Below are 22,180 nucleotides of genomic sequence, written 5' to 3' on the forward strand. Positions count from 1 at the left end.
GTGTCTTGCCGTTTCGGCTGGCCCTTTTTCGCGGGGCGATTTCGATTTCAATCAACGATTTGAAAGGATTTCCTTGACGTGAACCGATCCGAGCGGGCCTCATTACCTTAGTAAGTGCGATCATCTTTTGTTTTGGAAAGGCCAGATGGCAGTCGAACCAAATGACAACACCCGTTGGTGGATACTGGGTGCGATGGGTGCCATTCTCGGCGTTATTCTGCTGGATGAGACCGTCGTCAGTGTCGCTTTGCCGACCATCCGAAAAGATCTTGGCCTGTCCGAACTGGATGCGCATTGGGTCGTAAACATCTATCTGCTGGTTCTGGCCTGTCTGGCTGGTGCCGCGGGACGACTGGGTGACATTCTGGGTCCCCGTCGGTTGCTGACGGCCGGGCTTTTGATCTTTGGCCTGTCTTCGGCCCTGGGGGGCCTGTCCCAAAGCGGCACGGCGCTTATCTTGGCCCGCGCGGTACAAGGTGTTGGGGCAGCTTTCATCTTTCCGCTGTCTCTGGTTCTTGTCACCCGGTCCTTTGAAGATCATGAGCGAGGCAAGGCGCTGGGACTTTACGGGTCGATTGGCACGGTGTTTTTGTCGCTGGGACCTCTGATCGGCGGCCTGCTGACCGAATACATGTCGTGGCGGTGGATATTCTGGGTCAACCCACCCATCGTTCTGATTGTGGCGGCCATCACGCTGAGCAAGTGGCGGGACCCACCCCATCTGCCTGAGCTAGGTTTTGACTGGGCAGGCTTTCTGATGCTGGTCATGGGATTGGGCATGATCGTGTTCGGCATTATGGAAGGACCCGACCGTGGCTGGACCCAGCCCGAGGTTTTGGTAACGCTCTTGCTTGGAGCGGCACTGCTGATCCTGTTCATACCGACCGAGCGTAAATCCCGTACCCCGCTGATCGCGGTATCACTGTTTGCCAGTCCCAGCTTCAGTGCTGCAAACATGATCATCTTTACGGCGCAATTCGTGAAAATCGTTCTGTTGGTCTTTGGCGCGTTGTACTTTCAGTCCGTGCTGGGTGTGTCACCTCTTGTCGCCGGGATCGCGCTGCTTCCATCGGTCGTGCCGCAGGTGCTGATCGCAACGCTTGCCGGCAAAACTTCGGACCGGCTTGGAACGCGCGGGCCGTCCCTGTCTGGAGTGTTTGCCGGAGTGGTCGCGGTCGCCCTTATTGCACTGGGTATGCAGAGCCGCCACACCATGTTCATATTCGCAGGGTTCCTGATCTGGGGCTGTGCCGTACCGTTCCTGTTCGTGCCCCCGCGCCGCGCGGTCATGTTCTCGGTTCCGCCGGCACTGCACGGTCAGGCGAGTGGAATTTCCATGTCATTTCAACTGCTGGGCGGAACGGTGGGTATGGCGCTTGGCAGTACTGTTTACGCGGTTACGCAATCTTTCTCACAGGTATTCTGGCTTGTTTCGACCTTTGTTGCGGCGGTGTGGACTTTTGCCTTTTTCTCGCTCGACAAAGAAACAAGCGTCCGCCCCCCGAAAGGGAGCGGGCGCAACTGAAGCACATTCAGCCAAGGATGGCAGATCAATGCCCGGTCAGCACCAGAGTATTGACCGGCATCAGGATCAGACGAAGCCGCAATCCGGCGGCGTGGACTACGCCGATCGTGTCGACCACATGCAGGAACGCCTTTTCCCAGAAGCCCAGATTTTCGTCTTCCAGCTTTTCATGATTGTCGGTGTAGACGTTTGCCAGACAGTTACTTCCGGGCGGAATTTCATTGGCCATCCCTTTGTAGAGCGGCTCAAGATACACCAATATCGAACCCGGATTTGTGTTTGCCTGCACATCACGCAACTCGTCGCTTGGCCGGATTTGGCCCGACGGGATAACGTCTTGTACTTCGACAACAACAACCGGGATCACGGTGAACGGCTTGGTCATGCAGCCCAGTTCACCAATCATGCCGGGTTTGATGACCTGAGCGGACAGTTGGTTGAATGCCGCCTGAAAACGATCATGCCCGGATGAAGACGGTACCAGAATGCCCGCAGGCCGCAGCAGCGGGCTGACATAGTCGCCAACCTGCAAACCGAACTGTTCGATCCGACCCGTCACACCCGCACTGACAACGGTTTTGTCCAGTTCGGTAAGGGCCGCGTCCAGTTGTGCGTTGGCGCTGGCCAGTTGAGCAGGGATCAGTTCCTCGATCTGCTGAACCACAGCTGCTCTTTGCGACTGGGCCGCGACCACTTTAGCCTCTCGCTCTTCAACCAGATTTTCCAAACGCTCGATCTCGGTCAGTCGAACTGCGCTTGAGCCTTCGTCGCGCAGCGTCGTGTTACGTTCCAGATCTTCAAGCGCCTGATCCAGCGCAGCACGCGCGCCGGCAATACCGGCTTCGGCCTCGGCCAGATCGGTTTGCGCCACCTTCAACGAGGCTTGAACCTGAGCGATTTGGGCATGCGCAGCCTCGACCTGCGCCGTTTGCGTAAAATCCTCAATCCGGAAAATGGGTTGACCGGCCGTTACGTGTTCGTTGTTCCTGACATACACCTCCGAAACGCGGCCACCCAGTTGCGGCAAGATCGTGACAGTGCGGAAATACGAAGCGGCGGTTTTGCTGGCCGGATGGAAATAAAACAACGTCGTGATGACGGTCAAAGCCAGAATCGCACAGGTCGTCAGCCCCCACCGCAATTCGTACCACATGGTGAAAAGCGTGATCTCGTGACCGATCCGTTTGCCTTGGACAAATCTGCGAAACAGAAAATCAGGCAGCACCGTGACAAGGGCGCACATCAATGTTTCCAGCATGTCTTAGCGCTCCTGCGGTGTGGGTTCGGACAGGTCCGGGATGCCCGCCGAAACATCTTCGGTCACCGGAGCGGGATCGCGTTCGGGTGCCAACGACCGGATGGCATCGGCTATCGCTCTGAGAGGGGCTGCAAAATCAGGGAACTGGAAACCGGCCACCAGAATGGCGGCAACCCAAAATATGCCGTTATGCGTGAAAAGCGCCAGAAGCGCCAATATGCCTACCAACTGAAACTGAGGGTGATTGGATTCGTGTGCAATCTTTTCCGGAATCGAATGGAGCGTGAAATAGGCAACCCCAATCAGCAATATGACAACAACTGTAAAAACAACCATGAACGTAAATAGAAAGTCACTGCCGTCTGCCTGGGTCACATAGGACGGAATATGCCCCGTGGCCATCGGGTGTAATTCTGCGGTACTCACCCTGCCCTCCTGTTTTTGCTATCACTTCTTTGGATGGGTTGATGCTTTATTTCAAGCCTGCTTATAAAGCATGAAAGACCTTTTTGTCGGTTGTACGCCCCAGAACCTCTGCAGAAACAAAGGCTTTTGAATGATGTCCACGCTGAACTCTTCTGATGGAACCCCGGCCAGCCGTTTTGCATTCGGCACGATGCAGTTCGGCGGGCGCGCCGATGCCGCGCAAAGTCAAGCCATGTACGATGCATGTCGGGGCGCGGGCCTGAACCATTTCGATACTGCATATGTATATACAGACGGACAGTCCGAAACTCTGCTGGGGGGCATGATCCGGTCCGAGCGTGAAAGCCTGCTGATCGCGACAAAGGCAGGGTACACCGGCGGCGCAGGCGGTAAGAACATCAGGTCTCAGCTGGATGTGTCCCGTCAGCGGCTCGGACAGGACATGGTGGACATTCTGTATCTGCATCGGTTCGACCCCGACACCGATCTTGCCGAAACGATCGAATGTTTTGCCGAACTCAAGCAGGCAGGAAAAATCCGGTATGTCGGCCTGTCGAATTTTGCCGCCTGGCAGGTGATGAAGGCCGTAAGAATTGCTGCGGATTTCGATCTGAGCATTGATATCCTGCAACCGATGTACAGCCTTGTGAAACGACAGGCCGAGGTGGAAATCCTGCCGATGTGTGCGGATCAGAACATCACGGTGGCGGCCTATTCGCCGTTGGGTGGCGGTCTGCTAACCGGAAAATATGCAAGCGGCGGCCAGGGTCGGTTGGCGGAAGACGACCGATATGCAGCGCGCTACGGGCAGGGCTGGATGTTTGACACGGCCAAATCGCTGACGGACCTCGCATCCGAAGAGGTGCTGGATCCGGCCACACTGGCCGTTTCATGGGTGGCGGCAAGCCCGTTTGGCGCAACGCCGATCATTTCGGCGCGGAATGTGGAACAACTTGCCCCATCCCTAGCGGCGATGTCTCATACCATGTCCCCTGATCTTTACGCCCGCGTGACGGCCCTGAGCCAACCACCTGCTCCGGCAACGGACAGGCTGGAAGAGCAGTCATGATAGATTTTCTTGTGATCGGCGGCGGCATCGCGGGCCTCAGCGCGGGTGCACGACTGTCGGAACACGGGTCTGTCACGGTTCTCGAAGCTGAAGACGCGTTGGGCTATCACGCGTCGGGCCGTTCGGCGGCCTTGTTCGAGCAGGACTATGGATCGGAATCGGTGGTTCAACTGAACCGTGCAAGCGCCGATTTTCTGCACTCCAATAACGGTGGTTACCTCAGCCCCCGGGGGTTGCTTCTGGTCGGTGGACTGGATCAGCACGGCCAGTTTGTGACAGACCTTGCGGAACTGGGCATGAATGAGACAAGCCCGGAAGATGCGATTAACCGGGTGCCTATTCTGAACCGAAAGACCGTCGGTTACGCCGCTATCAAGGAAGGCGCATTCGATATCGATACGGATCGGATGTTGCAGGATTTTGCCCGGACCATCCGCGCCAATGGCGGTGAGGTTCTGACAAAAAGGCGGGTCGTTGAAATCCGCAAAGACCGCAATTGGATCGTCGAGGCAGGCGAGACCTTTGAAGCAGCCCATCTAGTCAATGCGGCTGGTGCCTGGGCCGACGTGATGGCGCAGCTGGCCGGAATTACACCCATTGGCCTGATCCCCCTGCGCCGATCCATGGCCCGCATTCCGGCACCCGGCGGACATGACGTCCGCGATTGGCCGATGATGCTGGGTGTCGGAGAGCGCTGGTACGCCAAGCCGGATGCCGGAAAATTGCTGGTTTCCCCTGCCGATACCGACCCATCTGAACCGCATGACGCCTATGCTGATGACATGGTGCTTGCCGAAGGCCTGGCCCGCTACGAAGAGATGGTGACCGAGCCGGTGACCCGAGTCGAAGCCAACTGGGCAGGGTTGCGCAGCTTTGCGCCGGATCGGACGTTGGTTCTAGGCCCGGAACCATCGGATCCGACCTTTATCTGGTCCGCCGGACAAGGAGGGTATGGCATTCAGACCGCCCCGGCGGCGTCACGCCTCGTAACCGATCTTGTTGTGGGGACCGTGCCCGAGCTGGATGCCGCAACGATATCCACGCTGCGCCCGGACAGGTTGCGATCATGAAGGGCCGAAAACTCCCATCAAGTGCCAGTGTCGCAATCTCCACCGATGGGGCCAGAATGGTTGCGCCTGCGGCGACCCGGAATTCAGCCGCAATTTGCGATCTGCTTGAATCCGTGGCACCAAAAAAGGGACGCGCACTGGAATTGGCCAGCGGAACCGGGCAGCACGTCTCCGCCTTTGCCAAGAGGCTTCCCGGTGTGGAATGGCAGCCGACAGAAATAGCCTCTGACAGGCGCGCCAGCATAGACGAGTATGCGCTTGGTCTGGAAAATGTGGCCCCGGCAACCGAACTGGATGCGACCGCGCCGGGGTGGCACGCGAATTTCAGCGGCCAGCATCTAATAGTCCTGATTAACCTGCTGCACCTTATCAGTTGGACCGAGACTGAAACTCTGGTTTCCGAAACCAGTAAGGCACTCCTACCCGGTGGGCGTTTCGTGCTTTACGGCCCATTCAAGCGAAGTGGTGAATTTACCAGTGAAGGGGATGCTGCTTTTCACGCAACTCTGAGCGCCCAGGAGCCTGAAATCGGATACAAAGACGATGCCGATATTCTGGAACTGTTAAAGTCGGTCGGATTGGACCTGATCCAGATCGTCGGAATGCCAGCGAATAATCTGGCCTTTGTCGCTGAAAAGCGGGCGATCTGATCAAGATCAATACGTGCCCGGCGGAAATCCGTATGCATTCTCATTATGGAATGTATGAAGGATATTCGAATGACATGGCAAGAAAAGCTATCTGATACGCGCTCTGGCCTGCGTAATCTGAATGGTGCAATACCTGAAACCGCGCGTGCATTTGGCACCTTGGGGAAAGCCGTCAAAGAAGGCGGAACGCTGGATTACAAAGTCAAAGAATTCATAGCACTGGGCATGTCAATCGCCGTGCGGTGTGAACCATGCATCTCTTTGCACACCGAGGCGCTGGTGAAAGCCGGGGCAACGCGCGAGGAAATCTCGGATGTCTTGTCCATGTCCGTCCAGATGGGTGGTGGCCCGTCCATGATGTATGCCGCCAAGGCACTGGAGTGTTACGACGAACTGGTCGGCTGACCGTCCAAAAAAAAGGCCCCGGATTTAACCGGGGCCTTTGTTCGATCAACCGTCTTTGCGGATGACTTCGTTTTTCGGGTCGTAGGGGCTGTCGCAGGTGACGACCGCATCCCACAGCTTGTCCTGCATCTTGACCTGCAGCATGGTGCCTTCGACCGCCAGCTCGGGCTTCACATAGCCCATGCCGATGGATTTCTCGAAGGCCACCGAATAGCCGCCCGAGGTCAGACGACCCACGCGCTCGCCTTCCGGGGTGTACAGCGCCTCGCGGCCCCATGGGTCCGCATCCGACGGACCGTCGATCAGCAGGGTGCAGCATTTTACGCGCACGCCGGTTTCGACCATCTTGTCCTTGCCGTGGAACTCTTTGTTCAGATCGACAAAGCGCGGCAGGTCGGCCTCCAGCGGGTTTGCGTCACGGCCCAGTTCGTTGCCGAAGGCGCGATAGGATTTCTCCTGACGCAGCCAGTTTTGAGCGCGGGCGCCGACCAGCTTCATGCCATGCTTTTCACCGGCCTTCTCAAGCAGGTCGAACAAGTAGTTCTGCATCTCGATCGGGTGGTGCAGTTCCCAGCCCAGCTCACCAGTATAGGCCACGCGGATTGCGTTGACCGGGCACATGCCCAGTTCGATCTGACGGGCCGACAGCCACGGGAAGCGCTTGTTGGACAGAGCGGTTTCCGGATCGGCGTCCTTGATGACCTCTTTCAGAACGTCACGCGACTTGGGTCCGGCGATGGCGAACACGCCCCACTGGGTAGTCACGTCCTGGATCTCGATATAGCCGAACTCATCCATCTTGTCCTCGGCCGCCTTGCGCAGGAAGTCGGCGTCGTACTCGGTCCAGGCACCGGCAGAGACGATGTAGTAGTTGTTCTCGCCATTGCGGACGATGGTGTACTCGGTGCGGGTGGTCCCGTGCGAGGTCAGCGCGTAGGTCAGGTTGATGCGACCGACCTTGGGCAGCTTGTTGCAGGTGAACCAATCCAGGAATTGAGTCGCACCGGGGCCTTTGACGACGTGCTTGGTGAAGGCTGTGGCGTCGATCAGGCCAACGCCTTCGCGGATCGCTTTGGCCTCATCAACAGCATGTTGCCACCAACCGCCACGGCGGAACGAGCGGGCCTCTTTGTCGAAGTTTTCCGATGCGTCCAGCGGACCGAAATAGTTCGGGCGTTCCCAGCCGTTGACCCAGCCGAACTGCGCGCCACGTGCTTTCTGGCGGTCATACGCTGGTGCGGTGCGCAGCGGGCGGCAGGCTTCGCGCTCTTCGTCCGGGTGGTGCAGGATGTAGACGTGCTCATAGCACTCTTCGTTCTTGCGGGCCGCAAACTCGGTGGTCATCCAGTTGCTGCTGTACCGCTTGGGGTCCAGCGAGGCCATGTCGATCTCGGCTTCGCCATCGACCATCATCTGCGCCAGATAATAACCGGTGCCGCCTGCAGCGGTGATACCGAATGAGAACCCTTCGGCCAGCCACATATTACGCAGCCCCGGAGCCGGACCAACCAGCGGGTTGCCATCAGGGGTGTAGCAGATCGGGCCGTTGAAATCGTCTTTCAGACCGGATTCGGCACAGGACGGCACGCGTTCGGCCATAGCCATGTACTGATCCGCAATCCGGTCCAGATCCAGCGGGAACAGGTCTGCGCGGAAGCTGTCCGGCACGCCATGTTCGAACTGCGCCGGCGCGCCGTGTTCATAGATGCCCAGAATCCAGCCGCCACGTTCCTCGCGGGCGTAGGATTCATTGTCTGCGTCGCGCACAACCGGATGTTCGGGATTGCCCGCTTCACGCCATTTGACCAACTCAGGGTCTTTGTCCATGACGATGAAGGTATGCTCGACCGGGATCGCGGGCATCTTGATGCCCAACATCTTGGCGGTTCGCTGCGCGTGGTTGCCCGATGCTGTTACGACATGCTCCGCAGTGATTACCACCTGCTCATCTGAAGGAACGAGGTTGCCGCCCTTCTCGACCATCTTGGTGCAGGTGACTTCCCAGTGAGTGCCGTTCCAGTGGAACGCATCGGCCTGCATTTTGCGAACGATGTCGACACCGCGCTGGCGAGCACCCTTGGCCATCGCTTGGGTCACGTCAGCCGGGTTAATATAGCCGTCTTCGGTGTGATAGATCGCACCCTTCAGATCTGAGGTCTCGATCAGCGGCCAACGCTCTTTGATCTGTTCGGGTGTCAGCCATTCGTAGGCGACATCGCAGGTCTCGGCGGTGGACGCATAGAGCATGTATTCGTCCATACGCTCTTGCGTCTGCGCCATGCGCAGGTTGCCGACCACTGCAAAGCCTGCGTTCAGGCCGGTTTCTTCCTCGAGCTGCTTGTAGAAGTCGACGGAGTATTTGTGGATGTGAGTTGTCGCATAGGACATGTTGAACAGCGGCAGCAGACCCGCCGCGTGCCAGGTCGAGCCCGATGTCAGCTCGTCCCGCTCGATCAGCATCACATCGTCCCAGCCCGCTTTGGCAAGGTGATAGGCGATCGAAGTCCCGACGGCACCGCCGCCAACAACCAGTGCTTTGACTTGGGTTTTCATATCCGGGCGTCTCCCCTTGAATTAAGTTGCCACCATATGGCGCAAATACGCCTCTTTGCGTGACAACCATCCGACCAGTGGGGTTAAAAAAACGACGCGTTTCGGTTCGACCCGGTCAGTCTCCGAAACCTGAGCAGGTTTTTAGACTATCCCGAACAACGCAGGTGGCCGATCCGCCAACAAAACCACCCTTGTGGACCAGGACCGCGGCATTTTCCTCGGACGTTCCGGTCTGTTCGGATTTGCCGATAAATGACATCAGAGATGCAAACAGGTTGCTGATACCTGATCGGGCGTCAGCCTGCTGGGCATCACTGCCTACGAGTTTGGAGAGTTCTCTGCGATATGCGGCCTGAAGCGCATCGCCAATTTCGGGAACCCGGCCACCGGTGAAATCAAACAGATCTGTGGGAAATCCGTTGTCCTGCGCAAGAGTACTCAGCAGAAACGAAATGTCATCCGAATTCGCAAGCCTTTCTCCGGCGACTTCACCTTGCAGTTTCAGAAAGCGACCGCGCAGATCATTCATGTCCTGCGCCAGCGACACCTGATCGCCCTGCTGTACCGGAGCACCGCTACCGACAGACATGATCGGCTCGGACAACAAACCGTTCAGACCGTCGTAGTCTATTGTGCCAAGAATTTGGCCAATCGCGTCATCCGTGGCGCGTGCAACGACGATAATGTTCACCTCTTCGTCAAATCCAATTCGGCCTATGAACTTGCGAAGGTCATTCGGACCCAGTTCACTGGAATCACCGTAGGTGGCATACACAAATCCCACTCCGCCCAGAACAGAGTATCCTTGCTGCTGACCCGCATAAAAGTTGCTTCCGGAAACCCGCTGGGCCATCAGACCGGTCAAAGAGTTGGCGTCGCCCGCCTCCTTCAACACGACCTCGACCCAGATCACCTCATCGCCGCGCTGGTAAACCCAGCCACGTTTGTCCTGCGCGATTGCGCGTTCTTCGTCGGCGGAATCTCTGTTTCCGGTTGCGGCCACTTGTTCAGTACTGGTTTGCTCTGCGGCGGCAGGATTGGTTTGGGTCAATCCACTGTTGTCGCCGCTCAGCAGGCTGCGCCTCTGCCATCCTTCGGGCGCGGTGGGCAGATACGATTGTCCACCTGCGTCCCATCGCGCTTGACGACTACGCTCGTCTTGCTGTGCGGTTTTCCCCGCGCGGAATACGCCTGCCCGTTCTTCGATGGTGCGCACATACTCTTCGAACGACAACCGCCCGTCCGACCTTTTGCCCTGCTGAAAGTAGTCCAACACCACAAGAACAAGGCTGCATACCAAAGCAAATCCAAGGACACGCAAAACGCCCATCTTCTTCTCCGAAACGGATTTCGACTTGCTTTCGTTTGGCACCGGATTCAGGCGAGGTTATGACGATCCATGGACATGTTTACGAAATCACAACAATCAGGGCTCATTCACCCAGAATTTTCCCCGGATTCATGATGCCGTCCGGGTCCAGAGCGGCCTTGATCGCCGTCATAAACTGCGTCGCTGCGCCCAACTCTTTGGCAAGATACGGTTTTTTCCCCTGACCTATGCCATGCTCTCCGGTGCAGGTTCCCTCCATCGATATCGCGAGGTCGTTCAACCAACCCACGAATTCTTCTGCCTTGGCGACCTCATCCGCGTTGTCCATATCGATCAGCAGCAAGGTATGGAAATTCCCATCTCCGACATGGCCCACCACGGGGGCAAGCAAGCCAAGTTCGGCCGCTTTGCCCTGCGCGGTCGTCACGCACTCGGCCAGACGTGAGATCGGAACGCAGACGTCTGTCGAAATCCCTTTCGCGCCGGGCCTGAGCTGCAGGCTGGCCCAGTACATGTCATGCCGCGCCTGCCAGAGTTTGTTACGTTCCTCGGTTGTCGAGGTGGCCGCGAAATCTGTTCCACCGAACTCTTCGGCAATATTGCCAAAAGTCTCGGCCTGTTCGGAAACACCCGCATCCGATCCGTGAAATTCCAACAAAAGCAACGGCGTTTCGGGAAGGTCCAGATTGGAATAGGCATTTGCCGCACTGACGGAGGTCTCGTCCAGCAATTCGATGCGGGCGACCGGGATGCCGTATTGGATCGTCATCATCACTGCCTGACAAGCTGCATCGACCGAAGGGAACGAACAGCGGGCCGAGCTTATGGCTTCGGGAATGCCCTGAAGGCGCAGGGTGAGTTCCGTGATGACCCCCAGCGTTCCTTCGGCGCCAATCATCAGGCGGGTCAGATCATATCCAGCCGAGGATTTTCTGGCCCGTTGCCCGGTGCGGATAATCTGCCCGTCCGGCATCACGGCCTCAAGGCTCAGGATATTGTCCTTCATGGTTCCATACCGCACGGCGTTGGTGCCAGAGGCGCGAGTCGCCGCCATCCCACCCAGCGAGGCGTTGGCACCGGGGTCGATTGGAAAAAACAATCCCTGATCGCGCAGATAGGTATTCAGATCCTCGCGGGTCACGCCCGGCTGCACCACGCAGTCAAGATCGCCGACGTTCACCGCCAGAATCCTGTTCATCTGGCTCAGGTCAACGGATATCCCACCTGCAGGGGCGTTCACATGCCCTTCCAGAGATGTGCCCGTTCCAAACGGTATAACCGGTACTTTGTGCGCCGCGCAGGTTCTTACAATTTCTGACACTTCTTTGGTGGAATGTGGAAAGACAACCGCATCCGGGCTCTGATTGTCGATCCACGTGGTTGTGTGGCCGTGCTGTTCGCGAATGGCTGCCCCTGTCTGCAGGCGGTCGCCAAACTGTTGTTTGAGAACACCGACGACGGTTTCTATCCCGGTCTCGTTGCGCGGTAGCTCCGTTGCCTGCCCCATTGTGCTCTCCCCCTTCGATCATCACTCAGTCCCTTACATGAGTGAGTAAGAGGCTGCCTGCCATTGGGCAATACCCACAAAAGCGGATCATCATTCGCCCAGCGCGATACCCTCTCTCCGAGGGTCGGCCCCACCATAAAGCCCATCTGTGATTTCGATCGCGTGCAAGCCCGATGTCAGATCCCGTGCGTTGACTTCGAACTCCAGTTCGGTCAGCGCCTCGGCGAGGGCTTCGGCGGGTGTTCCCGCCTCGACGTCATAGGTGCCAAACCTGTTAACCAGATGCGGCAGGGACACGGCCTGCTGTACATCCATACCCCAGTCTGCCCATGCGATAATCGATTTCGCGACATACCCAATGATCCGACTGCCGCCCGGAGAGCCAATGGCCAGAACGGGGCTTCCATCCTTCATCACGATCGTCGGGCTCATCGACGATCTTGGACGCTTGCCGGGTTCCAGCCCGTTGGCGATGGGAATGCCATCCACATGCGTCCGGAATGAAAAATCGGTCAGTTCATTGTTAAGCAGGAATCCATTGGTCATCAGCCGGGAACCAAAAGCGTTTTCGATGGTCGTCGTCATCGACAGAACGTTGCCATACCCGTCCACGATGGAAATATGGGACGTCGATGGCAACTCCATCGACTCGTCATCCGCCCAGAGCATGCCATGGTCAAACTCGGGGTTGCCGGGCCCGACCTCTTGCAGGGCAGCGTCACTTTCCAGCAACGCGCCGCGCTGAGCCAGATAGCCCGGATCAACCAGCCCCTTGGTTGGCATCGGTACGAAATCGCTGTCGGCCATGTACCGGCCGCGATCCGCAAATGCGAGGCGAGATGCATCCCCGATCAACCGCCATGCCTCATGATTATCCGATCCAAGTCCGGCCAGATCATAACCGTTCAGCATTCCGAGAATCTGGCCGACTGTCAGCGCCCCAGAAGAGGGCGGCCCCATGCCGCATACATCGTACACCCGGTAGGTCGCGCAAACCGGCTCACGCTCGATCACCTGATAAAGCGCCAGATCCGTTCCCGACAAGACACCGGGGTTTCCCGGAGCTGTGCGCACGGTCGTAACAATGGCCGAAGCGATCTCACCTCCATAAAAACCGGCAGCACCTTCTGCGGCCAATGTCCGAAGCGTTTGGCCATATTCGGGGTTTTTCAGACGATCACCTTCGGCCAGCGGCACGCCATTGGGTAGAAAGTACTCTGCGGTTACCGGAAACCGAGACAACCGTTCAGCATCTGCTGCAATCAAACCCGCCAGTCTGGGTGAGACAAGAAATCCCTCTTCCGCCAACCGGGTGCCTTCCTGGAACAGCGCGGGCCAAGGTGTGCGGCCCCAGCGGCGGTGTGCTTCTTCCAAAAGCGCTGGTGTGCCCGGCGTGCCGACGGAAAGCCCCCCAACAACGGCATCAAAGAACTTCAGCGGCTCTCCGTTTTCATCCTGAAACAGGGTTGGTGTCGCTTCGCGCGGCGCAGTTTCACGTGCGTCCAGCGTGGTCAAGGCGCCCGAGGCGGCGTCATACCAGACCAGAAAGGCCCCGCCCCCCAATCCCGAAGATTGCGGTTCAACCAGCCCAAGAACGACCTGAACGGCAACCATGGCATCCGCTGCAGTACCACCGGCACGCAAAACCTCTGCCCCGGCCGCAACGGCAAGTGGGTTGGCTGCTGAAACCATCCAGTTTTCGGCATTGACAGGAATACCGGCCGCCTTGGCCTCCAGTGCGGCGACAACCTCCTCGGTCAGGGCTTGAACCTGACCTTCGGTGGCAGCTTCCGGGGAAACTGCATCGGCTGCTTCCTGCGCCAGAGAAGGCGAAATGGAAAACGCTGCCGAAAGAAGTAGTCCTGAAAAATACCTTAACCGCATTATTTCCTCCTATCGCCGGTCGGGCGTTCCGTATCGAAGGCGCAGTTCCACATTCCGTGAGGAAACCTCTGCGCCCGGATAGGACGCTTTACAACATGGACGGCACCACCTGATCGGGCGGGCGATGGCCGTCTTCGAAGGTCTTGATATTGATGATGACCTTCTCGCCCATCTCGATCCGCCCTTCCAGCGTGGCCGAGCCCATGTGCGGCAACAGCACGACATTCGGCATTTGCCGCAACCGGGGGTTCACGCTGGTGCCGTGTTCATAAACGTCCAGACCCGCCCCCGCGATCTCGCCCGATCGGATCATGCGGGTCAGCGCGTTTTCGTCGATCACTTCGCCACGCGATGTATTCACGATTACAGCTGATGGCTTCATCAGCTTCAGGCGGCGTGCGTTCATCAGATGAAAGGTCGATGGCGTCGACGGGCAGTTGACGGAAATCACGTCCATACGGGCAACCATCTGATCCAGGCTGTCCCAATAGGTCGCTTCAAATTCTTCCTCGATTTCCGGACGCAGCCTGCGGCGGTTGTGGTAGTGCACCTGCATCCCGAACGCGCTTGCCCTGCGCGCCACGGCCTGACCAATCCGGCCCATTCCCAGTATGCCAAGACGCCGCCCGCCGATGCGTCCACCCAGCAATGCCGTCGGAGCCCAGCCTTCCCAATCGCCTTTTTGCATGATCCCCAGACCTTCGGGGATGCGCCGTGTGACCGCCAGAATCAGCGCCATGGTCATATCCGCCGTATCGTCGGTCAAAACACCCGGCGTGTTTGAAACAAGAATTCCGCGTTGGCGCGCGGTGGCAACGTCGATGTGGTCGACCCCTGCCCCGTAACTGGCAATCAGCCTCAGGTTTTCACCGGCTTGCCCCAATAGCCCCGCATCGATCGTATCCGTAACGGTTGGAACCAGCACGTCGGCGTCGTTGACCGCCTCGACCAGTTCGTCCCGGGTCATTGGCGTGTCATCGTCGCGCAAACGCACATCGAAGAGTTCGCTTAACCGGGTTTCCACCGCTTCCGGCAACCGTCGCGTAACGACAACACTCAGACGTTCTCTTGGCACTTCAGCCCTCCCACTGCTTTGCAAACAGGCGCGCGTCATGGCATCGTGGCGCAGGATCAGGCGGGGCACAAGAACCCCGGGCGTTATTGGCACAACCTTTTTTGAAACCGGATCAACAGGCACAAGAGCAGGCAGGCAGTGAGTCGCGCATTTTCGGTGAAACGCCAGTGTTTGGCGCTGATTTTCTCGTTTCTTTTTGCGTTTTGCGCGGTTGCCGCAAACGCAGAAGATAAACGTGGTCCTGTCACCAACCTTCCGTTACCCCGCTTTGTCTCGATGAAAGCCGCCGAAGGGAATGTCCGGCGAGGCCCGTCTTTGACGCATCGAATCGATTGGGTTTTCAAACGCCGCGACATGCCGCTGCAGATCACGGCGGAATATGGCAACTGGCGCAAGGTGCAGGATCGCGACGGGGCTGGTGGATGGGTGCACTATGCGCTGCTGTCTGGTGTCCGAACCGTTCTGGTCGAGGACGAGATGTTGCCTATCTACGCCGGCCCCGATCCCAAGTCGCAAATCAATGCACATTTCGAGAACGGCGTGGTGGCCCGGCTGGGGACCTGCACGCTGGACTGGTGCCATATTTCAGCGGGCGGCTATCGTGGATGGGCTCTCAAGCAGGAACTCTGGGGGGTCGAACCCGAAGAGCTTCGCGAATAGGGCTGACGCAGGTTATCGGGGCGTTTGCGCTATGAACCGGTTGGTAACCTCGGCCAATTCAGCGCCAACATCTTCCTGCAGGAAGTGTCCTGCGTCCGGCAGCAAGACATGCGGCTGGCCAGCGGCCCCGGGGCACAGCTTTTGAAACACCTTGTCGACACCCGCCATGATGCGGTCATCCGCCCCAAACGCTGTCAGGACAGGCGTGTCGAGCGTGCGGATAACTTGCCATGCCTGCCGGTTCGGCTCGGACGCGGGATCGTCCGGACGATCCGGCACAAGCATCGGAAACTGCCGTGCACCTGACTTGAAACTCTCGTCCGGGTAAGGCGCGTCATATGCGGCGACCTCTTCATCCGTCAATTTCGACACCGTACCGCCAAAGACAATCCGACCGGCGGGAAACTCCGGAACTTCCTGACTGAAACTGCGCCATGACGCAAACGCGTCACCCAATGGCTGGTCACCCGTAGGCAGTGCGGTGTTGGCAACGACAATGCGGGCAAAACGCTCGGGCATCTCAGCCCACAACCGCAAACCAATCAGCCCGCCCCAGTCCTGACAGACCAGCGTGATCTGTTTCAGATCGAGCTTGCGAAGCACCTCTCCCATCCAGAAAACATGACGCTCATACGTATAGTCGCTGCGTTGGGCAGGTTTGTCCGATCGTCCAAAGCCGACCAGATCAGGGGCTACGGCACGGTGACCAGCAGCCGTGAATTTGGGTATCATGTGCCGGTACAAATAGGACCAGCTGGGTTCACCATGCATCATGAGAACCGGCGCGGCCTGCTCTGGTCCTTCGTCAACGTAGTGAACCCGCAGCGTTCCGCCTTCGGTATCGTCTACTTCCACGTAGTTTGGCGCGAAATCATAATCGGCCAAACCCTCAAAGCGCTGATCGGGTGTACGCAGCGTTTTCATGTCGGTCTCTCCCTCTCACCATTCTGACCCTAGCATTCGCCGGTTGCACCGCTAGTGTGAACGTAACGACACTCCGGGGGTGAAAATGAAGGCTGTAACCTATCGTGACTTCGGCACTGCCGGCGACGCGCTGCAGTTAGAAGAGCTTGAACCTGTTCCACCGGGTCATGGAGAGGTCGTCGTCGACCTCGCTTATTCCGGCGTGAATCCGTCCGATGTTAAGGCCCGATCCGGCGCCCGTCCGGGTGTTATCAAGCCACCTTTCCCGATCATCATCCCTCATAGCGATGGGGCAGGTGTCATCTCTGAGGTTGGACCCGATGTTTCCCAATCGCGAATTGGCGAGAGGGTTTGGATTTGGAATGGCCAATGGAAACGTGGGTTTGGGACGGCTGCCGAAAAGATCACCCTGCCATCGGAACAGGCCGTCAGCCTGCCCGATCAGGTTTCCCTGCAAACAGGCGCCGTACTGGGAATACCGGGCCTGACGGCCAGCCACACTGTATTTTCCGGGGGTGAAGTCGAGGGTCAGACCGTTTTGATCCACGGCGGATCGGGAACAGTTGGTTATCTGGCGGTGCAACTGGCGAAATGGGGCGGCGCAAAAGTCATTTCAACTGCCTCCCGGCACAATCTGGACCGGGTTGCCTCAGCCGGGGCCGACGCAGTTTTAGATTATAATTCTCCGGATCTGGAGCACCAGATTCTCGACGCAAACGGTGGCAAGACGGTTTCTCGAATCGTCGACGTGGAATTTGGCAAAACCGCCGAGATCAATTCGGCCGTGATCTCCGAAAATGGCCGCATAAACGCCTACGGATCAGCCCTGGAAATGGCGCCGGTACTTCCATTCTATCCCTTGATGTTCAAAGCAGTAACGCTGGAGATGGTATTGGTTTACCTCCTGCCCGCCGACCAAAGGGTTGCTGCAGCAGAACGATTGAACACCGCGCTGAAATCCGGCGCCCTGAACTGCCCGATACAATCGGTGTACAAGCTACAGGAGTGCGCCGCTGCCCATGAGGCCGTCGAGGCTGGAAGCCGTCAGGGCGCTATTCTTCTGGAAACGTCGGGATGATAAAAAAATATTTCTGAGCGGCTCATTTTTTTGAGAAGTGGGCCTTGATCCCCCCGAACAAGAGTCGTAGATAGCCGCTCACCGTTGGGGTGTAGCCAAGTGGTAAGGCAGCGGTTTTTGGTACCGTGTATCGTAGGTTCGAATCCTACCACCCCAGCCACCTTTTCCAGAAAAGCCAGGAAAATAGGGGGCAACTGAGCCTCCGGAAAATCCGATGTGATACAGCCGGCCAGAAATCGACCCGGCGCGCGGTCGCGCGAACTCCGTTACCATGCGGGCCCCTACCTCATGCGCCGCGGCCGTATTTTCTATTTCCGAAAACGCTTGCCAAAAAAATGCTAAAGCAGGTCCCAAACCTTTTTCTTTGCTTACCGATCGGGCAACCTCACCAGCTGGCATTACATTACATGTAGTGATCCATTGCATGTGCGCTGGATCAGAAAACATACGATGTTTTTTTTGCAGAATTTGGATAGACAATCTCAATGAAGAGGCTCGCCTAAGGTTTTCTTTCTGTCTTTCTTTCAGCCAACGCCACTTGATTTCAGGCCGCGACTAATCTTCGGTTTGCCATGGCAATCTTTGCAACAATAAAACGGGTAACCTTTCGCGCGTGCTGCGGCATCAAGAAGAAAAGGCTCGTTGTGGACATCGGAGGCAGTGCAGCATCTGCTCAGGATCGTGTCAGCGCCCGATCGCGGACGGCCCACAGCCGACCTTGAGCCCGCTCTTCAATTGCTGCAGTCACGCCCACATTGCCGCCATTCGCTGCGACCGCAAAGCTACCCTAAAAGCACGGCAATTCCGTTTGCGTTTGACGCAAAGTTGACAATTACATTGCCTCGTAATGATTGAACACTTCTGTGGCGCCATCCTTGCGGATCAGGAAGACCGAATAGGCCTCTCGCTCACTCTCCGGCCCCATGCCGGGTGAGCCAAAGGGCATACCGGGAACGGACAGCCCCACCGCATCGGGGCGCTCGGCCAGAAGACGCCGGATATCGGTTGGCGGCACATGGCCTTCGATGACGTAGCCCTCGACCAGGCCGGTGTGACAGGAGGCCATCTCCTCCGGGACACCCTTGGTGGCTTTATATTGAGACAAGGTCTCCCAAGAGGCGTTCTGCACCTCCATCTCGAACCCGTCGCGCTGCATGATGTCGATCCAAGCACCGCAACACCCGCAGTTCGGGTCCTTGAGGACCTCTACCCGCGGTTTGGCGGTTGCCAGAGCCGGCGAGGCAAGAGCGATGCCGGAGGCACCAAGGCCAGCCAGGAAGAGGCGGCGGTCGAGTGTCGGGGTGGTCATGTCATTTCCTTTCCGTTTTCGCGCCTGCGGTGTAACGATGGTTCTTGTGACCGAAACCGCGGGCAAGTGTCATGATATGTGTCAAGCGGGCGGTCAGGAGCCACCCTGCATCTGTTCGCTTTCGGTGCGCACCGCCTGCATGTCGCGGATTCGCTCAGGCCAGGTAGATTTGATATAGGCCAGGATGTCCCAGATCTGCTGGTCGCTCAGGCTGTCGCCGAATCCCGGCATACCGCTGGCAAAATCGGACACGCCGCGGGTTTCCAGCGCCGCTTCACCACCCCGTTTGGTGTAGTCAAACAGCAGCGCATCCCCGTGATGCCAGGTATGGCCGGTTTCGTCATGGGGCGGAGCAGGCAGGGTTCCATCCTCATTTGGGGCGCGCCAATTGGGTTGCCCCTCCAGTTCAACTCCATGGCAGGAGGCGCAAAACTCGGCATAGAGCACCGCGCCCTCCTCAACATCGGACGTTTTCGGTTGCAGCGGAGGTCCCGCCTGTGTGCCTGACGGCGCGAGCCATACGACCGCAGCACCGGTGACGACAATCCCGGCTAGGACAAATGCGAAGATGGTTCCGGTATTCATTGCCTCATCCCCCTTCATGTTCGTCCATCAGATAGGTCGCAATGGCTGTCCGGTCGGCTTTGGTCAGGAAACTTGTGCCGTAAAACACGACCTCGCCCATGGAACCGCCGAAGACGTCCCCTTCGGGTGTGATGCCGGTGCTCAGGGCATAGGCCAGGCTGGCCACATCCCATCCCTTTTCAGCCAAAGTCAGATGATCGATGGCCGGTGTTTTCTCACCGTCTGGCAGCGCATCGCTGCCCCGGAAGTGCTCCGTGTTGGACTTACGCGCGCCGGCGAAGTTGCGCCCTGTATGGCAGGCCGCGCAATGGCTGGCTCCTTCGACCAGTTCGCGTCCCCGGTTCCATACCGCGCCCTTACCTGCCACAGGCTGTGTCCTTGGAGGTTCCAGAAAGGCTGCGCGCCAGAGTTTCAACCCCCAGCGCTGGTTGAACGGAAAGACCATTGCGGGAGGGCGCGATGATTCTGCGACCGGTGGCACGGTTTGGAAGGCGGCCCAGAGATCGGCAATCTCCTGATCCGAGAAGTTGGCATAGAAAGGATAGGGGAAGGCCGGGTAGTAGGCGTGCCCTTCGGGCGAAACCCCCTCGCGGACGGCGCGGGCGAACTGTGCCCGGCTCCAGCCTCCGATCCCGTGGTCAGGGTCGGTGGTGAGGTTTGGCGAATACAGCGTGCCAAACGGGGTTTCCAACGCCATGCCACCCGCCAGTGGCGCTCCGCCTTTCGCGAAATCGGTATGACATGCGATGCAGCCGGAGGCGCGGGCCAGATAAGCACCGCGGTCGACATCCCCCTCCAGGGCGATGGGCGCCAGAGGCTGGCCGATCGGCCAGGCCATCAGGCCGACAAGGCTAACTGCGGCGATAACAGCGCCAGCCAGCCCCAGGCGATAAAACATACGCATTGTCCAGGCCTATTTCTCGACCCGAAAGCGTGTATGGCAAGCCGAGCAGACCTGCCCCATCATGGTGAAAACCCCGTCGGCCGGCATCTGCGACAGGTCCATCATATTGGCGCCTACACCGGTTCCCATCGTGCTGCCACCCATCATTGAGCCCCCCTGACCGCCCATCATATCGCCGACTGCCGGTGCTTCGCCCGCCATCAGCAACCCGTTTTCGGAAGCTTCCGCCAATCCGTCCGCCATCACACGCAGCTGATCGGCCAAGGCTGAAAACGCCTCCCAGTCCTGCCAGATCTCTGGCTTCGCCTCGGATGGTGCATCAAGGCTGCCTTTGGGGAACAATTTGGTCAGTGCCTCGCCGGCATGGCGGCTGATACCCTCCGACCGTTCGCGCACCACAGCGGCATCATAGTCGACCTGCCCCCGCATCATCGGGGTCAGCACTTTCATCGCCTCTTTCATCACGCCCATGCCATCCATGCGTTCTTTTACAACGCCGGTGGCACCGCCATGCGCAAACACCGATTGGCTTGCAACAGCCAGAACGGAGGCAACCACCGCGCCCAGCAACAGTTTTTCAATTTTCATCGGATTTCCCTGTCTGAGTTATCTCATCGCACCAAAGGGTGTGTACGGATACGGATCAGATCAGGGCTTTGGGTGGGGGCGGATCAAAATTCGAAACAACCGGGATGCCATTCGTCGCGTGCGGCAGACCATACCGTTCACTACATCCCGATAAATCCACGTTCAGATTTGACAGTTGGATGATCGCAGGGCCACTGCAGAACGCCCCGCCGTGACAATGGCCCTGGCGGTCCTTTTCAGCATGTTCAACGTGCGTTTGAACCTCGACGGAAACCACGGAGGGCTCATGTTTTCCATGGGCCTCAGCGACACCGCCGGACAAAAGCAGAGCAGCGACGAACACGCCTGCCGCGACGAGCATCAGCCCGATCCATCTGCGATTGTCCAAAAGCACTGCTCAGCTCATCCCATTGTGTTGTTTCAACTCTCTTACCGAGGCGATGATGTTCTCAACCTCTGCGCGGGTCAAGTCTTCGATCAGCGGCAACTCGCCGAACCGACACTGATGCGCGACCAAGTCTAATTTCCGCTCAATTGTTTTGGTGCTCGGTTGCCAATACCACTGAAGATTCCCATTCGCGGATCGTCGGCTATGCTTCATCCATGTCAAACCTTTCCGAACGAAGGCCGGCTGCTATTTCGGCTGCGGATGTGGCAACTATTCCAATCTCATGGGATAGGATGAAGCCGCCGCATTGACCGCGTTGCGTCGTTTTCGAAGCGACCTTCTTGCCCCAACAATTGGTGCGCACGGCGGTCGGGTGATTAATAAACATAGAGGACGGCTGGTTGATTGCGTTTACCAGCGTGGTTAGTGGTATCGAATGCGCGATGGCTATCCAAAACGGACTGACCGATAATCCTCAGCTTAAGTTGAGGATGGGTTTGAACAGCGGCGACCGGATGGACACGAAGAAGCCATTGAGTGGGCTGAAGCGTCAATCCGCATCCAGCCACATCGCAACAGCTCTTATCTGGATCTTGCAGTGAACAATGTCATTTACGGTAAATTAGGTGAGGCCGGGCATGCTATTTTCGACCGAAAGCGTTTGGTTCCTGACGCCTCGCTCCATTTGGCAGAACGCACGCATCCATTCACGCGACCCGAAGACCACGGACAATATCAACAGGGTTTGCGAGCAGCAGGTTTGAACAGATGCTCGATGTCGGTCCGGCGGGTTGACAGAATCTGACCCCACGCCATAAGGACCAGCGCGGCAAGACCCAGATACTGGGAAAGCAACGCGGCTTGGTCAGTGATGACTGGCAGGGAAAAGAGCCGATATGCGGGAACAAGCGTTGTTGCACAGATCAGAATGAGGCCAATCGGATTCATCTCGGGTCCTTGTTGAAAATGGGGTCGCCTTTACCTGAGAAGCT

At 57.9% G+C, this 22,180-nt stretch carries 21 protein-coding genes and 1 tRNA gene; 9 read left to right on the plus strand and 13 right to left on the minus strand.

The window, feature by feature from the left end; all coding sequences use genetic code 11:
* Positions 1 to 145: 145 nt before the first annotated feature.
* Complete coding sequence (locus ACR0D6_RS04290; RefSeq protein WP_480764586.1) at positions 146 to 1,525, plus strand: MFS transporter; 1,380 nt, start codon at positions 146 to 148, stop codon at positions 1,523 to 1,525.
* A 25-nt stretch (positions 1,526 to 1,550) separates the two neighbouring features.
* Here ACR0D6_RS04290 and ACR0D6_RS04295 read toward each other — a convergent pair whose 3' ends face one another.
* Positions 1,551 to 2,783, minus strand: a complete 1,233-nt coding sequence (locus ACR0D6_RS04295; protein ID WP_480764587.1) for an HlyD family secretion protein — start codon at positions 2,781 to 2,783, stop codon at positions 1,551 to 1,553.
* A gap of 3 nt (positions 2,784 to 2,786) precedes the next feature.
* Complete coding sequence (locus ACR0D6_RS04300; protein WP_480764736.1) at positions 2,787 to 3,185, minus strand: hypothetical protein; 399 nt, start codon at positions 3,183 to 3,185, stop codon at positions 2,787 to 2,789.
* A 154-nt stretch (positions 3,186 to 3,339) separates the two neighbouring features.
* Between ACR0D6_RS04300 and ACR0D6_RS04305 the strand changes: the two genes are divergently transcribed.
* The 4 genes from ACR0D6_RS04305 (at position 3,340) to ACR0D6_RS04320 (ending at position 6,403) form a co-directional block, all read left to right on the plus strand.
* Entirely contained in the window at positions 3,340 to 4,278 is a 939-nt protein-coding gene (locus ACR0D6_RS04305) for an aldo/keto reductase (protein WP_480764588.1), read from the plus strand.
* Positions 4,275 to 5,348: an NAD(P)/FAD-dependent oxidoreductase gene (locus tag ACR0D6_RS04310; protein WP_480764589.1), complete on the plus strand. Its 1,074-nt coding sequence runs from the start codon at positions 4,275 to 4,277 to the stop codon at positions 5,346 to 5,348. Before ACR0D6_RS04305 ends, ACR0D6_RS04310 begins: the two co-directional genes overlap by 4 nt.
* A complete protein-coding gene (locus ACR0D6_RS04315; protein WP_480764590.1) occupies positions 5,345 to 5,998 on the plus strand; it encodes a DUF938 domain-containing protein in 654 nt (217 codons plus the stop codon). Before ACR0D6_RS04310 ends, ACR0D6_RS04315 begins: the two co-directional genes overlap by 4 nt.
* A 69-nt stretch (positions 5,999 to 6,067) precedes the next feature.
* Complete coding sequence (locus tag ACR0D6_RS04320; protein WP_480764591.1) at positions 6,068 to 6,403, plus strand: carboxymuconolactone decarboxylase family protein; 336 nt, start codon at positions 6,068 to 6,070, stop codon at positions 6,401 to 6,403.
* A gap of 45 nt (positions 6,404 to 6,448) precedes the next feature.
* Here the strand turns inward: ACR0D6_RS04320 and ACR0D6_RS04325 are convergent, their stop codons facing one another.
* The 5 genes from ACR0D6_RS04325 to ACR0D6_RS04345 all read right to left on the minus strand — a co-directional run bounded on the left by ACR0D6_RS04325 (position 6,449) and on the right by ACR0D6_RS04345 (position 14,752).
* Positions 6,449 to 8,956: a GcvT family protein gene (locus ACR0D6_RS04325; RefSeq protein WP_480764592.1), complete on the minus strand. Its 2,508-nt coding sequence runs from the start codon at positions 8,954 to 8,956 to the stop codon at positions 6,449 to 6,451.
* Between the two features lie 115 nt (positions 8,957 to 9,071).
* A complete protein-coding gene (locus ACR0D6_RS04330) occupies positions 9,072 to 10,286 on the minus strand; it encodes a hypothetical protein (RefSeq protein ID WP_480764593.1) in 1,215 nt (404 codons plus the stop codon).
* Positions 10,287 to 10,389: 103 nt separating this feature from the next.
* The gene (locus ACR0D6_RS04335; RefSeq protein ID WP_480764594.1) at positions 10,390 to 11,793 is read right to left on the minus strand and encodes an FAD-binding oxidoreductase; all 1,404 of its coding nucleotides are present in this window, start codon (positions 11,791 to 11,793) and stop codon (positions 10,390 to 10,392) included.
* Between the two features lie 90 nt (positions 11,794 to 11,883).
* Positions 11,884 to 13,677: a gamma-glutamyltransferase gene (ggt, locus tag ACR0D6_RS04340; protein WP_480764595.1), complete on the minus strand. Its 1,794-nt coding sequence runs from the start codon at positions 13,675 to 13,677 to the stop codon at positions 11,884 to 11,886.
* 88 nt (positions 13,678 to 13,765) lie between these two features.
* On the minus strand, positions 13,766 to 14,752 hold the full coding sequence (locus ACR0D6_RS04345) for a 2-hydroxyacid dehydrogenase (protein ID WP_170651095.1): 987 nt from the start codon (positions 14,750 to 14,752) through the stop codon (positions 13,766 to 13,768).
* 171 nt (positions 14,753 to 14,923) lie between these two features.
* Here ACR0D6_RS04345 and ACR0D6_RS04350 point away from each other — a divergent pair, with 171 nt between their 5' ends.
* Positions 14,924 to 15,412: an SH3 domain-containing protein gene (locus tag ACR0D6_RS04350; protein WP_480764737.1), complete on the plus strand. Its 489-nt coding sequence runs from the start codon at positions 14,924 to 14,926 to the stop codon at positions 15,410 to 15,412.
* Between the two features lie 12 nt (positions 15,413 to 15,424).
* On the opposite strand, the gene ACR0D6_RS04355 is transcribed toward ACR0D6_RS04350, so the two are convergent.
* The gene (locus tag ACR0D6_RS04355) at positions 15,425 to 16,336 is read right to left on the minus strand and encodes a haloalkane dehalogenase (RefSeq protein ID WP_170651096.1); all 912 of its coding nucleotides are present in this window, start codon (positions 16,334 to 16,336) and stop codon (positions 15,425 to 15,427) included.
* Positions 16,337 to 16,421: 85 nt separating this feature from the next.
* Between ACR0D6_RS04355 and ACR0D6_RS04360 the strand changes: the two genes are divergently transcribed.
* Positions 16,422 to 17,414: an NADPH:quinone reductase gene (locus ACR0D6_RS04360; RefSeq protein WP_480764596.1), complete on the plus strand. Its 993-nt coding sequence runs from the start codon at positions 16,422 to 16,424 to the stop codon at positions 17,412 to 17,414.
* 85 nt (positions 17,415 to 17,499) lie between these two features.
* A tRNA-Gln gene (locus ACR0D6_RS04365) sits at positions 17,500 to 17,574 on the plus strand.
* A 672-nt stretch (positions 17,575 to 18,246) separates the two neighbouring features.
* Here the strand turns inward: ACR0D6_RS04365 and ACR0D6_RS04370 are convergent.
* From ACR0D6_RS04370 to ACR0D6_RS04385, 4 genes are all read right to left on the minus strand, one after another.
* A complete protein-coding gene (locus ACR0D6_RS04370; RefSeq protein ID WP_480764738.1) occupies positions 18,247 to 18,723 on the minus strand; it encodes a DUF411 domain-containing protein in 477 nt (158 codons plus the stop codon).
* Positions 18,724 to 18,816: 93 nt separating this feature from the next.
* Entirely contained in the window at positions 18,817 to 19,308 is a 492-nt protein-coding gene (locus tag ACR0D6_RS04375) for a c-type cytochrome (RefSeq protein ID WP_480764597.1), read from the minus strand.
* Between the two features lie 4 nt (positions 19,309 to 19,312).
* Positions 19,313 to 20,206: a c-type cytochrome gene (locus ACR0D6_RS04380; RefSeq protein ID WP_480764598.1), complete on the minus strand. Its 894-nt coding sequence runs from the start codon at positions 20,204 to 20,206 to the stop codon at positions 19,313 to 19,315.
* Positions 20,207 to 20,221: 15 nt separating this feature from the next.
* Positions 20,222 to 20,800 carry a c-type cytochrome gene (locus ACR0D6_RS04385; protein ID WP_480764599.1) on the minus strand — a complete coding sequence of 193 codons (579 nt, stop codon included), beginning with the start codon at positions 20,798 to 20,800 and terminating at the stop codon, positions 20,222 to 20,224.
* 217 nt (positions 20,801 to 21,017) lie between these two features.
* Here ACR0D6_RS04385 and ACR0D6_RS04390 point away from each other — a divergent pair, with 217 nt between their 5' ends.
* Complete coding sequence (locus tag ACR0D6_RS04390; RefSeq protein ID WP_480764600.1) at positions 21,018 to 21,323, plus strand: hypothetical protein; 306 nt, start codon at positions 21,018 to 21,020, stop codon at positions 21,321 to 21,323.
* 600 nt (positions 21,324 to 21,923) lie between these two features.
* Here the strand turns inward: ACR0D6_RS04390 and ACR0D6_RS04395 are convergent.
* Entirely contained in the window at positions 21,924 to 22,136 is a 213-nt protein-coding gene (locus ACR0D6_RS04395; RefSeq protein WP_480764601.1) for a hypothetical protein, read from the minus strand.
* Between the last annotated feature and the right edge of the window lie 44 nt (positions 22,137 to 22,180).

This window comes from Ruegeria sp. BJ6 (assembly GCF_056537885.1).

Coding starts and splice junctions, on each gene's coding strand:
- ggt (WP_480764595.1), bottom strand. CDS start 13,677: ATGCGGTTAAGGTATTTTTCAGGACTACTTCTTTCGGCAGCGTTTTCC.
- ACR0D6_RS04395 (WP_480764601.1), bottom strand. CDS start 22,136: ATGAATCCGATTGGCCTCATTCTGATCTGTGCAACAACGCTTGTTCCC.
- ACR0D6_RS04390 (WP_480764600.1), top strand. CDS start 21,018: ATGGCCCTGGCGGTCCTTTTCAGCATGTTCAACGTGCGTTTGAACCTC.
- ACR0D6_RS04375 (WP_480764597.1), bottom strand. CDS start 19,308: ATGAATACCGGAACCATCTTCGCATTTGTCCTAGCCGGGATTGTCGTC.
- ACR0D6_RS04305 (WP_480764588.1), top strand. CDS start 3,340: ATGATGTCCACGCTGAACTCTTCTGATGGAACCCCGGCCAGCCGTTTT.
- ACR0D6_RS04360 (WP_480764596.1), top strand. CDS start 16,422: ATGAAGGCTGTAACCTATCGTGACTTCGGCACTGCCGGCGACGCGCTG.
- ACR0D6_RS04330 (WP_480764593.1), bottom strand. CDS start 10,286: ATGGGCGTTTTGCGTGTCCTTGGATTTGCTTTGGTATGCAGCCTTGTT.
- ACR0D6_RS04295 (WP_480764587.1), bottom strand. CDS start 2,783: ATGCTGGAAACATTGATGTGCGCCCTTGTCACGGTGCTGCCTGATTTT.
- ACR0D6_RS04290 (WP_480764586.1), top strand. CDS start 146: ATGGCAGTCGAACCAAATGACAACACCCGTTGGTGGATACTGGGTGCG.
- ACR0D6_RS04310 (WP_480764589.1), top strand. CDS start 4,275: ATGATAGATTTTCTTGTGATCGGCGGCGGCATCGCGGGCCTCAGCGCG.
- ACR0D6_RS04325 (WP_480764592.1), bottom strand. CDS start 8,956: ATGAAAACCCAAGTCAAAGCACTGGTTGTTGGCGGCGGTGCCGTCGGG.
- ACR0D6_RS04320 (WP_480764591.1), top strand. CDS start 6,068: ATGACATGGCAAGAAAAGCTATCTGATACGCGCTCTGGCCTGCGTAAT.
- ACR0D6_RS04315 (WP_480764590.1), top strand. CDS start 5,345: ATGAAGGGCCGAAAACTCCCATCAAGTGCCAGTGTCGCAATCTCCACC.
- ACR0D6_RS04355 (WP_170651096.1), bottom strand. CDS start 16,336: ATGAAAACGCTGCGTACACCCGATCAGCGCTTTGAGGGTTTGGCCGAT.
- ACR0D6_RS04300 (WP_480764736.1), bottom strand. CDS start 3,185: ATGGCCACGGGGCATATTCCGTCCTATGTGACCCAGGCAGACGGCAGT.
- ACR0D6_RS04385 (WP_480764599.1), bottom strand. CDS start 20,800: ATGAAAATTGAAAAACTGTTGCTGGGCGCGGTGGTTGCCTCCGTTCTG.
- ACR0D6_RS04335 (WP_480764594.1), bottom strand. CDS start 11,793: ATGGGGCAGGCAACGGAGCTACCGCGCAACGAGACCGGGATAGAAACC.
- ACR0D6_RS04380 (WP_480764598.1), bottom strand. CDS start 20,206: ATGTTTTATCGCCTGGGGCTGGCTGGCGCTGTTATCGCCGCAGTTAGC.
- ACR0D6_RS04370 (WP_480764738.1), bottom strand. CDS start 18,723: ATGACCACCCCGACACTCGACCGCCGCCTCTTCCTGGCTGGCCTTGGT.